The 14,479-nt window shown below is 53.9% G+C and carries 14 protein-coding genes; 11 read left to right on the top strand and 3 right to left on the bottom strand.

Annotated elements, in window-relative coordinates; genetic code table 11:
- Window positions 1-117: 117 nt before the first annotated feature.
- The 8 genes from HNQ92_RS08590 (at window position 118) to HNQ92_RS08625 (ending at window position 7,435) form a co-directional block, all read left to right on the top strand.
- Complete coding sequence (locus HNQ92_RS08590) at window positions 118-1,044, top strand: LysR substrate-binding domain-containing protein (protein ID WP_184173155.1); 927 nt, start codon at window positions 118-120, stop codon at window positions 1,042-1,044.
- Between the two features lie 394 nt (window positions 1,045-1,438).
- Window positions 1,439-2,113 (top strand): response regulator transcription factor, encoded by a 675-nt coding sequence (locus HNQ92_RS08595; protein WP_184173156.1) that lies wholly within the window; start codon window positions 1,439-1,441, stop codon window positions 2,111-2,113.
- Between the two features lie 312 nt (window positions 2,114-2,425).
- Window positions 2,426-2,917: a hypothetical protein gene (locus tag HNQ92_RS08600; protein ID WP_184173158.1), complete on the top strand. Its 492-nt coding sequence runs from the start codon at window positions 2,426-2,428 to the stop codon at window positions 2,915-2,917.
- 18 nt (window positions 2,918-2,935) lie between these two features.
- Window positions 2,936-3,844 carry a bestrophin family protein gene (locus tag HNQ92_RS08605; RefSeq protein WP_184173160.1) on the top strand — a complete coding sequence of 303 codons (909 nt, stop codon included), beginning with the start codon at window positions 2,936-2,938 and terminating at the stop codon, window positions 3,842-3,844.
- A 163-nt stretch (window positions 3,845-4,007) separates the two neighbouring features.
- The gene (locus HNQ92_RS08610; protein WP_184173162.1) at window positions 4,008-4,889 is read left to right on the top strand and encodes a DnaJ C-terminal domain-containing protein; all 882 of its coding nucleotides are present in this window, start codon (window positions 4,008-4,010) and stop codon (window positions 4,887-4,889) included.
- Window positions 4,890-4,901: 12 nt separating this feature from the next.
- The gene (locus HNQ92_RS08615) at window positions 4,902-5,201 is read left to right on the top strand and encodes a chaperone modulator CbpM (RefSeq protein WP_184173164.1); all 300 of its coding nucleotides are present in this window, start codon (window positions 4,902-4,904) and stop codon (window positions 5,199-5,201) included.
- 95 nt (window positions 5,202-5,296) lie between these two features.
- Window positions 5,297-6,130 (top strand): DUF1206 domain-containing protein, encoded by an 834-nt coding sequence (locus HNQ92_RS08620; RefSeq protein WP_184173166.1) that lies wholly within the window; start codon window positions 5,297-5,299, stop codon window positions 6,128-6,130.
- Between the two features lie 66 nt (window positions 6,131-6,196).
- The gene (locus tag HNQ92_RS08625) at window positions 6,197-7,435 is read left to right on the top strand and encodes a DEAD/DEAH box helicase (protein ID WP_184173168.1); all 1,239 of its coding nucleotides are present in this window, start codon (window positions 6,197-6,199) and stop codon (window positions 7,433-7,435) included.
- 404 nt (window positions 7,436-7,839) lie between these two features.
- On the opposite strand, the gene HNQ92_RS08630 is transcribed toward HNQ92_RS08625, so the two are convergent.
- Window positions 7,840-8,142 carry a DUF1330 domain-containing protein gene (locus HNQ92_RS08630; RefSeq protein ID WP_184173170.1) on the bottom strand — a complete coding sequence of 101 codons (303 nt, stop codon included), beginning with the start codon at window positions 8,140-8,142 and terminating at the stop codon, window positions 7,840-7,842.
- Window positions 8,143-8,488: 346 nt separating this feature from the next.
- Here HNQ92_RS08630 and HNQ92_RS08635 point away from each other — a divergent pair, with 346 nt between their 5' ends.
- Window positions 8,489-9,313, top strand: a complete 825-nt coding sequence (locus HNQ92_RS08635; protein ID WP_184173172.1) for an HpcH/HpaI aldolase family protein — start codon at window positions 8,489-8,491, stop codon at window positions 9,311-9,313.
- Between the two features lie 18 nt (window positions 9,314-9,331).
- On the top strand, window positions 9,332-9,940 hold the full coding sequence (locus tag HNQ92_RS08640; RefSeq protein WP_184173174.1) for a 3-keto-disaccharide hydrolase: 609 nt from the start codon (window positions 9,332-9,334) through the stop codon (window positions 9,938-9,940).
- Window positions 9,941-10,024: 84 nt separating this feature from the next.
- On the opposite strand, the gene HNQ92_RS08645 is transcribed toward HNQ92_RS08640, so the two are convergent.
- On the bottom strand, window positions 10,025-11,980 hold the full coding sequence (locus HNQ92_RS08645; protein WP_184173176.1) for a glycoside hydrolase family 127 protein: 1,956 nt from the start codon (window positions 11,978-11,980) through the stop codon (window positions 10,025-10,027).
- 201 nt (window positions 11,981-12,181) lie between these two features.
- Between HNQ92_RS08645 and HNQ92_RS08650 the strand changes: the two genes are divergently transcribed.
- Window positions 12,182-12,658, top strand: a complete 477-nt coding sequence (locus HNQ92_RS08650) for a hypothetical protein (RefSeq protein WP_184173178.1) — start codon at window positions 12,182-12,184, stop codon at window positions 12,656-12,658.
- Window positions 12,659-13,096: 438 nt separating this feature from the next.
- On the opposite strand, the gene HNQ92_RS08655 is transcribed toward HNQ92_RS08650, so the two are convergent.
- Window positions 13,097-14,383, bottom strand: a complete 1,287-nt coding sequence (locus HNQ92_RS08655; RefSeq protein WP_184173180.1) for a DUF3472 domain-containing protein — start codon at window positions 14,381-14,383, stop codon at window positions 13,097-13,099.
- Between the last annotated feature and the right edge of the window lie 96 nt (window positions 14,384-14,479).

Here is a 14,479-nt window from a genome sequence, read left to right on the forward strand (position 1 = left end):
GCACCTGTGGACCAAAAAAGCTATTGCTATCATTAATAGTAAGTACCTTTGTATAGACATAGCCTATAACCACAGTAGTCGTGTGCAGCCAAGAAACCTAAAAAAAGTACCCCTTCCATGAACATTCAGCAGCTGGAATACATCGTGGCCCTGGATCAGCACCGGCATTTTGTGCAAGCGGCGGAGCACTGCTTCGTGACCCAGCCCACGTTGTCTATGATGATCAAAAAGCTGGAAGAAGAGTTAAACGTCAAGATTTTTGACCGCACCAAGCAGCCCATCGTCCCGACGGCCATCGGGCGGCAGCTGATTGACCAGGCGCGGGTACTTTTGCGGGAAGCCCGTCGGCTCGAGGAAATGGCCAAACAGTACAACGGCGACCTGTCGGGCGAGCTGCACATTGGGGTCATTCCTACCATTGCTTCCTACCTGCTCCCGGCTTTTGTGCAGTCTTTTATCCAGGAGCACCCTGCCATTCGCCTGCGGGTATCTGAGATGATCACGGAGCGGATTATACGCGAACTAAAAATGGGAAACCTTGACGTAGGCATTGTGGCCTCGGCCGCCGACGAAGCTACCCTGCGAGAAATCCCCCTTTACCGGGAGCGCTTCTTTGCTTTTGTCTCGGAAGCCACGGCGCTTTTTGACAAGCAGTACATTCTGCCCACCGAGATAGACCCCAACGAACTCTGGCTGCTCGAAGAAGGCCACTGTTTCCGCACCCAGATCCAGAGCCTGTGCGAGCTAAGCAAGAACAGCCCGTCGGGTAATAGCTTTCAGTACCGCTCCGGCAGCATCGAAACGTTGATCCGGATGGTGGAGCGCAGCGGTGGGGTCACCATCATCCCGGAGCTGGCCATGCTGGATTTGTCAGAAGATCGAAAAAAATTCATCCGTAGCTTTCAGGCCCCGGTACCGGCGCGGGAAGTAGGCCTGGTAGTCAATCGCGAGCAGGTAAAAATGCACCTGATTGATCTGCTCCGGTCCACCATCCAGCGGGTAGTACCCCACCTGCCGTCCGACGAAGCACTACAGGTACTTTGAAGGGTACTTTGAGTACATTGACGCGGGCTATGAGATGAGTGATCATGAGTTGAATCAGTGCCATCGACACGCGGTATAACGCCATGATTTATAGCCACAAACATTCGACTACTACGCGGCCAAATAGCTCACTGTGCCCGTTAAATTAAGAAAGATTTGCCCAAAGTACCCTGGTTTGGGCGTCCCAGGGCAGGAAAACCTCCGGGCTATAAAAACAAGTACCCGGCCTATTGCGGCGGTTTGAATAATGGAGATTTATGAATAGTATTGAGCAAAAAAAATGACAGCCCGGCTCATAAATATGTATCCATTGGATACATGTTGGTGACGAATAGATTGAACAACCGAAACATTTAGCGGGTTGTAGTACCATATACCCTAACAGCATTGCAGAATGAAATTACTCTTAATTGAAGACGAACCCAACGTAGTTTCCATCATCCAGCGCGGATTAAGCGTTTCGGGCTATGAAATCAGTGTCGCCATGGATGGCAAATTAGGCCTGGAAATGGCCTTAGGGTTTGATTTTGATGTAGTCATTCTGGACCTGATGCTTCCCAAAATGAATGGCATGGAAGTGTGCCGGAATTTTCGAAAACAAAATACCCACACGCCCATTTTGATGCTCACGGCGCTTTCTACCACCGAGAACATCGTAACTGGCCTCGACTCCGGGGCCGATGACTACCTCACCAAGCCTTTTAAACTGGCCGAGCTCGAAGCGCGCATCCGGACCATCACCCGGCGCTCCAAAGATAAAAGTACCGAAGACACCAAGCTGCGGGTGGCCAATCTGGAGCTCGACCGGAATTCTAAGAGTGTTAAGCGCGACGAAGTAACGCTCAACCTCACCGCGACGGAGTTTCGGCTGCTCGAGTTTTTGCTGGTGAACCAGAGCAAGGTACTGACCCGCCTGGAAATTTTGGAGAATGTGTGGGATATTAACTTCAACCTGGGCACCAACGTAGTGGACGTATACATCAACTACTTGCGCAAAAAGGTTGATAACGACTTCATGCCCAAGCTCATCCATACGGTATATGGCATGGGGTACGTGCTGCGCCAATAGCTTCCCTTAGAATCAATTCGTAGGTACTTTATCGCTTCAGGTACCCAGGAGCATCCGCTCGCCGGGCCGCTTTCTGTGGCCTGCTGTGGCCTTTTATGCCTTGTATTAACCCAAATACAAGCAAGTACCCCTTCTTATATAGCCTCGACAAAGTTGATTTTGACTCTTCTTCTAATCCGGTTTTAATATTCCGCTTAGCGCATTATAATATTTCTCTCATCTGATTATAATCCTACTCTTATCTGAGCCTAATCCTTCCTGCGTAATCTTGCATAAGAAATAGTTTAAAATTCAAACATAACAGATATACGCATGAAAACCATCATCATTCCAGCTGATTTTACTACAAATTCGCTCAGTATTGCCGAAGCCGCGGTTCGTTCGTCCGACGAAAAATGCCGATTGGTATTCATCCATATGTTCCGCCTTCCGTCCGACATTCAGGATCTGCTGTTTTCGACCTACCGCAAAAAGGAAAGCGAACTAATCGGAGCCGACTTCCGGGAAGGCTGCCAAGAGCTGAAGGCGATGTTTGAGTACCGCGTCCATGACATCCAGATGGAATTCATCTACGGCAATACGCTGAGCCTGCTAAAAAGCCACCTGGATGCTTACCAAACTTCCCAGATCGCTTACTCGGAGGAGCTCGGTGTACAAGCTCTTTCCAAAACCAGCGTAGACATTCCGTCCATCCTTCACAAAACGGGGTACGAGCTATTAAACGTCGACGCGCTTCTGGAAACCAACGAGTACTTCACGAATAGTGAAAGCCACTCCTATGAGAACGCAGAAAAATCGAGTTAATACTAACTACCCCCGAATATGTTGTTAAAAAAGAATATTCCCTTCAAATACGTATTTGGGAAGATAAAATACGAGATCGTGGTCGTGACGCTGTACGGGATCGTGATTGAAATCATTTATCAGAATTTCCATATTACGAATATCTCGATCCCGATGACGGTACCTACGGTGCTAGGTACCATCCTGTCGTTGCTGCTGGCCTTTCGTTCCAACCAGGCCTACGACCGCTGGTGGGAAGCCCGGATCATCTGGGGAGCCATCGTGAACGACTCCCGTACGCTGGCGCGCCAGGTACTTTCGCTAGTCAATGACCAGTACAATAGCCAGGAAGTAGAAGGGTTCCGGGAGAAATTCATCAAACGCCAAATGGCCTGGTGCTACGCGCTGGGGCTTGAGCTGCGGGAAAAAGACCCGATTCCGACGATCAGTAAGTTTCTTTCCGAGGAAGAACTCACCTACCTGAAGCGCTATAATAATTCGCACGTAGCGCTGCTGGACCTGCACGCCAAGGACATCAACCTGGCCCTGCGGGAAGGATGGGTAAATAACTTTCAGCAAATTGAGCTGGACCGTACCCTGACCCGCCTCACCGACTCCATGGGGAAGTGCGAACGGATCAAGAACACGGTATTTCCGTCGACCTATAGCCTGTACACTCACCTGGCCCTGAACCTGTTTATCATCCTGCTGCCCTTTGGCCTGGTCGAATGGTTTGGCTTTATCATGGTGCCGGTACTGGTCGTGATTGCCGCCAGCTTCTTCCTGATCGAGAAAATGGCCATTCATTTGCAGGATCCTTTCGAGAATAAACCGACCGACACACCGGTACTTTCGATCTCACGGAATATCGAGCGCGACCTGCGGCAAATGCTCCAGGACAGCCAGGTACCTACGGCCTACGAATCCAAGGAGTTTTATATTTTGTAACACCTAATTCACTATACACTCAAGCCGGTCTTTTTCTTTTCCTGCACGCTTTCCTAAGCAGCAAGAAAAGCGGAAGACCGGCACTCTTTTTTTAGGTACTTCCAGGTTGTAACTTGCAACATCAGAATTCATCGCCGACCCTGTTTTCAAAGTACCTCGACTCATGCCTTACATTGATTATTACCAGATACTTGGCCTGGACAAAAAGGCCTCGGAGGCCGACATCAAAAAGGCCTACCGCAAGCTGGCCCGAAAGTACCACCCCGATCTGAACCCCAACGACAAAGAGGCCGAACAGAAATTTAAAGAAATCAACGAAGCCAACGAGGTACTCAGCGACCCGGAAAAACGCAAAAAATACGACCAGTACGGTAAAGACTGGCAGCACGCTGAGGAATTTGAAAAGGCCCGCCAGTCCCGAAGCCAAAGTACCGACTGGGGCGGCGGGTACTCGGGCGGGGGCGACTTTTCGGATTTCTTCGAATCTATGTTTGGTAGTGGCTTCGGGAGCAACGGCCCTCGCGGCCGATCCGTCAAGTACCGGGGGCAGGATTTCAACGCCGAGCTCCGGCTGGACTTACTCGACGCTTACCGTACTCACCCACGTACCCTCACCGTCAATGGCAAGAACATCCGGATCACGATTCCGGCGGGCATCGAAAACGGCCAAACCATCAAGATCGCGGGCTACGGCGGCGAGGGCCTCAACGGCGGCCCCCACGGAGATTTGTACCTGACCTTCCTGATCAACGAGCATCCCCGCTTCCGCCGCGTGGGCAACGACCTGTACACTACCCTGGAGCTGGATTTGTACACGGCAGTACTGGGGGGCGATCTTACCCTGGAAACCCTGGATGGCAAGGTGAAACTACCCGTGAAGCCCGAAACACAAAACGGAACCAGAATACGCCTGAAGGGAAAAGGATTTCCTATTTATAAACAGGAAGGCCAGTTTGGTGATTTATACGTTACCTACGAGCTCAGGATTCCGACGAATCTTACCGAAAAGCAAAAAGAGCTATTTACCGAATTATCCAAGTTGTAGAACCGAAGCATCATGGACACCCGAGCAGACCAACTTATCGCCATCGAAGAATTCTGCGCTTACTATAACGTAGAGCGTGCTTTTGTGAGCTCTGTGCACGAAATCGGACTCATCGAAGTCGTTCAGGAAGAAGGAAGCGCTTTTATTCCGCATGAAGCCTTACCCCAGCTGGAGCGCATCGTGCGGCTCCATCGTGAGCTCGAAATCAATACCGAAGGGATTGAGGCGATCATGCATCTCCTCAACCGGGTGGAGCGCTTGCAGCATGAAGTGGCGATCCTGCAACATCGCCTCCGGCAGTATGAGCTCTAGGCACCTATTAGGATACTTAACTACCTAATTTTAAATTATTTATCTTTAATAGTACACTAAAACAAATTTATAGACTACTTACTCCGTCCCGGCCCATGCTACCCCTAAACCTGAATTTATCCATTCCTTCTCCTCAAAAAAAATGGGTAGCCCACGCCGCCCGCCTCGGGCTGGTCGCCAACGGTGTGGTGTACCTGCTGCTGGGTGGCCTTACGTTCGCGGCGGCTTTTGAGCCCGGCCATAGCGGCGAGAACGGCAAGGTAGATACACTCGAATGGCTGGGCATGCGCACCTACTTCGGGCCTTTTTTTCTGGGTCTGGTCGGGATAGGGCTGCTGTGCTATGCCGTCTGGCGGCTCGTCGAGGGTTTCTTGGATAGCGAGCGGCTGGGTAACGGCCTGCAAGGGTTAGCGGTTCGGGCGGGCTTTCTGTTTACGGGCGGTGTATACGGGGTACTTAGCTACTTCGCCCTGCGGGCGGCCCTCAAGATCCGGAGCGGTCCGAACGGCGAGGAGAGCCAGAACCTACTCCAGAAAATAGTTGAAAACACCCTAGGCCAGTGGCTGGTAGGAGCCGTGGGCCTGGGTACCATCGCAATTGGACTCTACCAGCTTTACTTCGCCGCCTCGGGCAAGTACCGGAAATTCATCAACGAAACCAAGCTGGAACGCGAAGCCAAACGGGTACTGCTCAACACCGGCCTGGTAGGCTACGGAGCGCAGGGCGTGGTGTGGCTGGTGGTGGGGTACCTGATCGTCCACGCGGCGCTTACGTCCCGGGCGGGTGACGCCGGTAGTCTGTCGTCGGCCTTTGGCTTTATGAAAGCCACCTACGGGTCCTGGATGCTGGCCGTGGTGGCGGTGGGCATGGTGAGTTTTGGCATTTTCATGCTCATCCGAGCCCGTTACCAGCCCATCCGAACGCCCTAAACTCACAAAGCCGCGGAAACCCCGGCCGGGTAGTGTATCTTTGTTCGAAAAGTAGCTGACCTTGCCATGAAGTTTGAGGATTACCGACTCGCGCCCGAGATCAAAGAAAATTTAGCCCAGCTGGGATTTAAACGCCCCACGGACATCCAGTACAAGTCGATCCCGCCCATCCTGAAGGGCGAAGACGTGCTGGCCATCGCCCAGACGGGTACCGGCAAAACGGCCGCTTTTGCCATTCCGGTGGTCCATCTGCTGCACGAGCGTCGGCTGTCTACCCGCCCTGAGGGCATCAAATGCCTGGTGATGGTACCTACCCGCGAGCTGGCCTTGCAAATCACGGAGGTATTCGAGAAAATAGCCCGGCGGACGCGCGTCCGAACGCTCTGCGTCTTTGGGGGCGTGGAGCAGGCCCCGCAGATCGCCAAACTGGAAAAAGGCGTCGATATTTTGGTCACGACCCCTGGTCGGCTGTTTGACCTCGTGAGCCAGGGGCATATCCAGCTCCAGCGCGTGGAGGTACTAATTCTCGACGAAGCCGATCACATGCTGGACCTGGGCTTTATCAAGGACATCCGCGATATTCAGAAGCACCTACCCCGCCGCCGCCAAACGCTCTTCTTCTCGGCTACCATCGACGACCGTATCAAAAAGCTGGCCTATTCACTAGTTCACAACGCCATCCGTATCCAAATTGCCCCCGAAGATCCGGTAGCTAAAAACATCACCCACTCGGTGGCCTTTGTTGAGATGGACGACAAACGTTTTTTTCTGGAACGCGTCATTCAGGAAAATCCCGACAGCAAGATCCTCGTTTTTGTCCGGACCAAAGTACGGGCCGAGCGCGTGCACAAAGCGCTGGAACGCATGGAAATCAGCAGCCAAACGCTCCACGGCGATAAAGAGCAGGCCGACCGCCTCAAGGTACTCGACGCCTTCCGAAAGGGTGAGGTGAAGGTACTTGTGGCGACCGACGTCAGCGCCCGCGGCATCGACATTGCCCAGGTGGACTATGTCATCAACTACGACCTGCCCGAGCAGCCCGAAAACTACGTGCACCGGGTGGGGCGCACGGGCCGAGGTACCCAAAAGGGCCTGGCGGTGTCGTTTTGTAGTGAGGAAGAAAAGGCGCTGCTGGCCGAAATTGAAACCTACCTCACCAAGCCCATCAACGTGCTCGAAATTCCGAAGGGAGAGTACCACGCCACCATCGACTTTTCGCAAGACCAAACCTACGACCTCAAATCTCTGATGAAGGAAGTAGAAGCCTTCGAACTTGGCAAGAAGAAAAAACGGAAAAAGAAATAGGCAGCGAGCCGGACTGGCCTGCGTTTGACTAAGCTAGTTCGCGTTTGCAACGCAAATGGAGCTGGTTCGCGTTTGCAATGCGAACCCCAAGTACCCCTCACGAGCCATAAATTAATGCAGCTAACAAGTACCGGCAAGTACCCACCCGTCAAAGCTTCGTTCCTTTGATCAATACCGCCGCTGGAAGCTGGTTCGCGTTTGCAACGCGAACCCCAAGTACCCCTCGTCTGAGACGAGCCACATGCAGCAACAGGTAGTGGCCAAGTACCTGGCCCGTCAAAGCTTCATTCCATTGATCAATACCGCCGCTGGAAGCTGGTTCGCGTTTGCAACGCGAACCCCAAGTACCCCTCGTCTGAGACGAGCCACGTGCAGCAACAGGTAGCGGCCAAGTACCCCACCTGTCAAAGCTTCGTTCCTTTGATCAATACCGCCGCCCGGATCGACTGCTCTTTTAAGTGCAAAAACTGCTTCCGTTCTTCGTCAAGCATGAAGTTTTGAAAATCCGCTTCCGCTGCAAACTCCACCATGTGAATTTCGTAAGGCTGCTCCAGGGTACTTTCAATAAAGGTACTTTCCTCGGGCCGCAACCGGAACAGCAAGCGCCCGTTGTAGCGCGCAATGGCCGGAATCGCCACGGCTTCAAATTGCTCGAAAGCCTCTTCCTGGCCTTCTTTCAGGTAGATCAGTTGGGTAATGTAAATCATCTTTTTTCAGGATTGCTTTTATAAGGTACTTTGCAGGGCTTTGGCTAAGATTCACGTTACTGGGACAGGAAGCGTGCTGGTTTGCTTTTGTAGAATCGGTTAGTTTGCAATTTACAAAATAGGTTGGTTCGCGTTTGCAACGCGAACCCCCAGGTACCTCTCGTCTGCGACGAGCAGTCCAGCCAAAGTACCTCCGAGCCATAGCCCGGCCTTTACTCAAAAGTACCTTCTTTTCACAAAAATACGCGCTTCCGCAGTAGTCTATCCCGTCTTTTGGTGAGTAATATAATAAAAAGAAGAAGCAATTGACCAAGGTACCTGGGAGTACCTGCCTTTTTACACGTTTATGAATCTAGCTAGCGCGTTGAGCCTGCGCCAAAAACTGGCCAACGGACAAAACGTATACGGTACCTGTATCACCTCCAACGCCCCAATGTGGCCCGCTGCGCTTAGGCGCGTAGGGGTCGATTTTGTATTTCTGGACACGGAGCACATTCCGCTGGGTCGCCCCGAGCTAGCCACCCTGTGCCAGCTTTTCCGCGCCTACGGCATCGTGCCCATCGTCCGCATTCCCAGCCCCGACCCTTTCCTGGCCTGCCAGGCCATTGACGGCGGCGCGGGTGGCATTGTGGCTCCCTACCTGGAGTCCGTGGAGCAGATTCGGGAGCTGGTGGGTGCTACCAAGTACCGCCCTTTGAAGGGAGAAATCCTGGCTAAGTACCTGTCGGGAGCGGAGCCAGTACCCGCCGACCTGCAAAAGTACCTTGCCCACTACAACGGCGACACGCTCTGCATCGCCAACATCGAAAGCGTCCCCGCCCTCGAACGCCTCGACGAGCTATTGTCGGTAGCGGGCCTGGATGCCGTGTTCATTGGTCCGCATGATTTATCGGTGAGCATGGGGTTGCCCGAGCAGTACGACCACCCGGAGTTTGAACGCGCCGTCCGGACCATCATCCGCACGTGTCGCCAAAAGGGCCTTTCGGTGGGAATTCACTTCTCGCTGGAGCCCGAGCGCCAGGTCCAATGGATCAAAGAGGGGGCCAACATCGTGGTACATAGCTTCGACGTGGCCCTCTTCACCCAGCGCCTCAGCCACGACCTCAGCCTGATCCGCCAGGCCGTGGGCGACGAGGTACTTTCCAATTCCGTCGAAAATTTTATCGTATAACTGACTCTTCCTACTCCCATGAAATGTACCCTCAAAAACCTCCTGTTGCTTTGCGTGCTCGTGAGCTTCGGTTCCTGGACCGCCAAGCCAAAGTGGATTTCGTTGTTTAACGGCAAAGACCTCACGGGCTGGACCAGCCGCGGCGACGCCCGTTGGAGCGTGCGCAACGGGGTACTGGTGGGCGAAGACGGCCGCGGCCACCTGTACGCCGCCCCGGTGCTGAAAGACCTGGAAGTGAAGGGGGAATTTCGGATCAGTAGCCAGGGCAAGAGTGCCAACAGCGGCCTGTACGTGCGGGCCAACGAGCCCGCCGACAACCCCAACGGCTTTCCTCAGGGTTACGAAGCGCAGATTTGCCACACCCAAGACGCCCACACGGGCTGGCTCTGGAAGCCCGGCAAGCCCACGGGCCAGGCCTCGGCCCTGCTCACGAAGGACGACGAGTGGTTTCCGATGCGGGTACGGGCCGTGGGCAACACCCTCCAGATCTGGATCAAGGACCAGCTGGTGATGACGCACCAGGACGATGAATACCCGGAGGGAAAATTCGCGATTCAGTGCCACAACCCCGGCATGCGCGTCGAAGCCCGCAACCTTTACTACCAGGATTTGTCTAAGAAAAAATAACGGCGGCACTAAAGTACCCCTGTCACTAAAACAGCACAAGTACCCTCTGCCCCAAACCCACTGCCCTCTGCCACTTTACTGGCCCTATTTCTGAAGATTAAACCAAACGGCCATTTCGCTGGGGCCGCGGTTGCTCCAGGCGTAGTAGGGAATCAGCGTCAGGGGCGTGGGTCCGGTGGCTTGCAGCACCGTTACGCCCTCGAGCAGCTCACTGCGGTAGGTAGGTGTAAACGTTTGGTCAGCACGTACCGAAAGGCTCAGCGCCCGGCCTCCGTTGTCGGCTCCTTCGGCGCAGTACACCACGGGTCCCCGCTCAATGGCTACTTTACCTACGTTAGCCCGTACTTGCTCGTGCGCGACCATTTTCCGGACGGGCATGGCCAGTTGCAGCGTCACCACGTCGCCCGCTTTCCATTTGCGGTTTATTCTCAAGTACCCCTGTTCGGGCCGGGCCGGTACTTTCTTGCCGTTTATTTTTAGGTCAATCGCCAATTCCGGTTCCTGTAGATTTCGGTACAGATCGCCCGGCACCGGCTGCGCCGTAGCCCAGGCTGGTACCCTCAGCAATAGGGGAAATTCCGCCGTTTTTTCCGGCGCTACGGTGAGTTTGATGGTCCCCTCCCAGGGGTAGTTGGTTTCCTGGGTGAGTTTCACCGTCGTGGGGCCCAGGGGTACTTCTACCTCACTGGCTACGAAGTGATTCACCCGCAGCTCCAGCCCTCGGGTAGCGTACAGGTACCCCGGCAAGGAAGGCAAAAAACGCGTGACGTTGGAGGGGCAACAAGCGCAGGAATACCACGGCCAGCGCGCCGCCGCTACGCCCATGCCCCGGTCGTTGACGCCATTGGACGACATCGGATTGACGTAGAAAAACTTCGTCCCCTCCAGCGACATCCCGCCCAGAAAGGCGTTGTAAAGTACCCGCTCGAACACGTCGAGGTACTTGGTTTCACCGCTCAGCAGGTACATGCGGTGGCTCCAGAGCATGTTCGCAATGGCGGCACAGGTTTCGGCGTAGGCGCTGTCGTTGGGCAGCAGGTAGGCGTCGTCAAAGGCCTCGCCGTCGGCCCGGGCCCCTACCCCGCCCGTGATGTACTGCTTGCGCGTGGCCGCATCCTGCCAGATTTGCTCCGCCACCCGCCGGTAGGAGGTGTCGTTTTGGAGCAAAGCCAGATCCGCCAGGGCGGCGTAAAGGTACTGCGCCCGCACGGCGTGGCCCTGGGCTTCGGTCTGCTGCGCCACGGGTACCTGATCCTGGAAGTAGGTAGGTCCGAGCTGGTGGGCATCCAGGAAGAGCGGCCGCTTGTCAGAGCGGCCACGCATGTCTACAAAAAATTTCGCCAACTCCAGGTACTTGGGTTGGCCCGTAACTTGGTAAAGCTTCACCAGGCCGATCTCGATTTCTTCGTGGCCCGGCACTACCACCAGCTGGCCGGGCTTCGGTCCAATGGTCTCGATGAGGTGGTTGGCATTTTTGATCGCCACCTCCAGCAGCGAGCGCTTGCCAGTAGCCTCGTAGTGCGCCACGGCGGCTTCGTAGAGGTGACCCACGTTGTAGAGTTCGTGGCTTCCGTTCTCGAACGAATACGGGTGCGGCCCCGCAATCCAGTCTTTCAGACCGGTGCTGTCGCCGTAGATGGTCCGGATGGTGTACAAGTACCCGTTGGGTTGCTGGGCGGCAGCAAAGAGCGTGATGAGGCTATCGAGGTAGCGGTCCAGGGCGGGGTCGTAGTGGTTTTGGAGCGAATAGGCCGCCCCTTCCACCACCTTGAATACGTCGGAGTCGTCGAAGCGGGTACCTTGAAAAGTACCCTCCGCCAGCTTGCCCGCCACCGCGAAGTTATGGATGCGGCCTGTTTCCTCACACTGATGAAAAGCGTGGGGGATCGTGGCGGTGCGGGCCACCTCCAGGCGCGTGTGCCAAAAGCCGGGCCGGGTTTTGACCTGCTTGAGCGGCACGGCCCGCAACGTATCGGTGCGTTGGGCCTGACCCGGTAAGAAACAGAAGACGAGTAGAAAGAGGTAAAGGTACTTGGTCATGATTTGAAGAAATTGGCTTGAGGTAATTAGCACGCCAGGGTTCGTTCAAAAAGTTATGCCAGGGGTACTTTGAGAAGGTACTTCACTCGGGTCAAGTAGGCTGGGCCGTAGTTGCCAATAAAAACCTTTTTTAGCTTCTTGTAAATATAAAAAAGTTACTTACCTTTTGACCTCTATATCCAACCGAACCTATTTATACCTATGAAGCAACTATCAAGAGGTGTACTAGTGCTCCTGACCGTACTCCTCATCAGCTGCCCAGAGCCCAGAATGATGGGCCCGCTCTTTCATCTGGCAGATACGTATTGGCAACTGGAACGCGTGAAGATAGGCGACCAAGTACTGACCGCGGAAGAATTTGGCCAATCGCGTAAGCTGGCGATCAGAAGCGGACACCCTTTTCACTACCGCTTTTACCTCAATGACTCCCTCGAACAGGAGGTAGGTTTTTTAGATAATGGTTTTTTCGATCGAAATCGAAATACGCGGGATGAGTACATTTATTCCGGCAGAGACACCCGTACTTTTATCGACTACGGCTTTCGGCTGATCGTCACCGGCCCCAGCAAGCAAGCGGGCCCCAACCAAATCGAAATCAGCAACCTCATTCGCGGTGATTACACCCACGAAAAAGATACCATCCGGTACTTTTATCGGCCTACGGAGTCGTTTGAATGATTAGGAAGGTACCTTTCGTGCTCCTTTTGTGCGACCACGCTGTGGTCGGCCGGGAGTAGTGCGGGGCGGGGAATTCTATAAACGTGTGACCGCCCCTCGGTCAGCTTTGACCCTCCGATGGCAAATCAACAGTAGCTGCTCACCAATCTCCGCTACCGCCGGTTTGCAACCGAGTCGCTACAGCGCACCGGACGTTCGCCGGTGGTTAAAAATAATCCCAGTCTGTGACTACCTCACAACTTCATCGTCAGCGCCACGCGCTTACGCGTCTGGTCTCCAGCTACCGTCAGTTTGTCATCGGCGCAGGTCATTGAATTGAAGTTTTAAACGCAAATCTCCTTTTGACCTTCATTTTAAAACGAAGGTCAAAAAGAGTCGCAGACTATGATTATTTTCTACCACCGGTTACAAACCGGCGGTAGCTTTCAGCGGTAGCCATTACGGAAGCTCACTAAAGGGGATGGCGGGGGGAGTGGATAAGGTCGGGCGTTCGAACATTTCGCTGATTTTTGTATGCTCATTGAAAAATCCGCAGTTTTTCAGAAAGAAATAATTTCCCTGAAGCCCCCCGGCATAATCGAGCCGGTAGCCGGTGCGGGCCGTATTATCGGCGGTGAACCTTGCTTTGGTCAGCTCGGCCCAAGTACCCTGAGAGTCCCTGATCCACTGATTACCGAATAAAACCGACCGGGAAAGGTTGCCCGTAGCCGGGATAAAATTTTCGAGGAATGAATGCGTCCGCCTTAACCAAGAATGTGTTTTAGGGCGTTTAAAGCTAGCTATGAGCCACCAGGTATCGAGTTCCGGCGCAAAAAAGTAGGCTGTAAAAGTAGTGGTGCTGTCGCCGTTCGGCTTGCCCCGCAGCAGAAAGCGGTAGGTATTACCGGCTTTCCAGTTGAAGCGGAGGAAGCTCTGTCCCCCCGATCCCTCATTGCCAAACTCGCCGGTATATACATCTTCCCCTTTTTTGAGCATGACTATACGCTGGTCCGCAGGTATCTCTTTCGGGTTGTCGGTCTCAAACGGGCTCCAGACCGAAAACAACACCCGGCGTTCGGTGTCGGAGTTGACCTGTATTCCGAAATAGCCCTGAGCGAATCCGTTGGCCATATAGTAGGAACCGATCACGTCCTGTCCTTCCGGCACCGTTATTTCGTTGTAAAACCATTCGGCGTCGATGTCATCGGCGAAAGGGTAGTTAAGATGAACCGACGGCCCACGGCGCCCCCAGTAAAAGAAATTCCCTTCGTTGTTTTTGACAAAATGTACGGGATTATCGGCGTCGGAGAGCTGAATGTCTATACTTTTCAGGTTCCCAAAGCTGGCACCGGTCCTGGAGATACCCCGGATCGTGATTTTCTGGTAACCTCCGGCCCTGATATTAAACTCCCCAACAGGGATTGAGGAAAATCCCGGCTGGTCAAGTTGGATCCGTTGCTTCACGGATCCCAGCTCAAGCTCAATTTCACTGCTTCCTACCGGTACGGCGGCCACCAGTGCCAATTGAATTTTGGCGGGCTTCTCCAGGTGGAAGTAGGTCGTAACCAAACTGGACGCATTATCCCATTGCGATAGTCCGTCGGCATTTACCCTGGTTTCGAATGCCGGGGAAACCCAGGTATTGCCTCCCAAAGGGATGCTGTAGATTTGGGGAGCCTGGGCGTCGCATGCCAGAACCCTCAGGCCAAGCACCGTGGCGAGCAGGATTTCTGCTGGCCACGGCATCCAATTTGGTTTTACGTTTATCATCAGTATCATATAACTACCCCGCTACCGCCGGTTTGCAACCGGTGGTTAAAAATAATCCCAGTCTGCGACTAC

It is taken from the genome of Rhabdobacter roseus, from assembly GCF_014202275.1.
In the GTDB taxonomy this organism is placed as follows: domain Bacteria; phylum Bacteroidota; class Bacteroidia; order Cytophagales; family Spirosomataceae; genus Rhabdobacter; species Rhabdobacter roseus.

What these genes read in the sequence shown, in the direction of transcription:
- HNQ92_RS08590 (WP_184173155.1), top strand. Translation starts at nt 118, where the DNA reads ATGAACATTCAGCAGCTGGAATACATCGTGGCCCTGGATCAGCACCGG.
- HNQ92_RS08645 (WP_184173176.1), bottom strand. Translation starts at nt 11,980, where the DNA reads ATGACCAAGTACCTTTACCTCTTTCTACTCGTCTTCTGTTTCTTACCG.
- HNQ92_RS08615 (WP_184173164.1), top strand. Translation starts at nt 4,902, where the DNA reads ATGGACACCCGAGCAGACCAACTTATCGCCATCGAAGAATTCTGCGCT.
- HNQ92_RS08655 (WP_184173180.1), bottom strand. Translation starts at nt 14,383, where the DNA reads ATGCCGTGGCCAGCAGAAATCCTGCTCGCCACGGTGCTTGGCCTGAGG.
- HNQ92_RS08635 (WP_184173172.1), top strand. Translation starts at nt 8,489, where the DNA reads ATGAATCTAGCTAGCGCGTTGAGCCTGCGCCAAAAACTGGCCAACGGA.
- HNQ92_RS08595 (WP_184173156.1), top strand. Translation starts at nt 1,439, where the DNA reads ATGAAATTACTCTTAATTGAAGACGAACCCAACGTAGTTTCCATCATC.
- HNQ92_RS08625 (WP_184173168.1), top strand. Translation starts at nt 6,197, where the DNA reads ATGAAGTTTGAGGATTACCGACTCGCGCCCGAGATCAAAGAAAATTTA.
- HNQ92_RS08620 (WP_184173166.1), top strand. Translation starts at nt 5,297, where the DNA reads ATGCTACCCCTAAACCTGAATTTATCCATTCCTTCTCCTCAAAAAAAA.
- HNQ92_RS08640 (WP_184173174.1), top strand. Translation starts at nt 9,332, where the DNA reads ATGAAATGTACCCTCAAAAACCTCCTGTTGCTTTGCGTGCTCGTGAGC.
- HNQ92_RS08650 (WP_184173178.1), top strand. Translation starts at nt 12,182, where the DNA reads ATGAAGCAACTATCAAGAGGTGTACTAGTGCTCCTGACCGTACTCCTC.
- HNQ92_RS08630 (WP_184173170.1), bottom strand. Translation starts at nt 8,142, where the DNA reads ATGATTTACATTACCCAACTGATCTACCTGAAAGAAGGCCAGGAAGAG.
- HNQ92_RS08605 (WP_184173160.1), top strand. Translation starts at nt 2,936, where the DNA reads ATGTTGTTAAAAAAGAATATTCCCTTCAAATACGTATTTGGGAAGATA.
- HNQ92_RS08610 (WP_184173162.1), top strand. Translation starts at nt 4,008, where the DNA reads ATGCCTTACATTGATTATTACCAGATACTTGGCCTGGACAAAAAGGCC.
- HNQ92_RS08600 (WP_184173158.1), top strand. Translation starts at nt 2,426, where the DNA reads ATGAAAACCATCATCATTCCAGCTGATTTTACTACAAATTCGCTCAGT.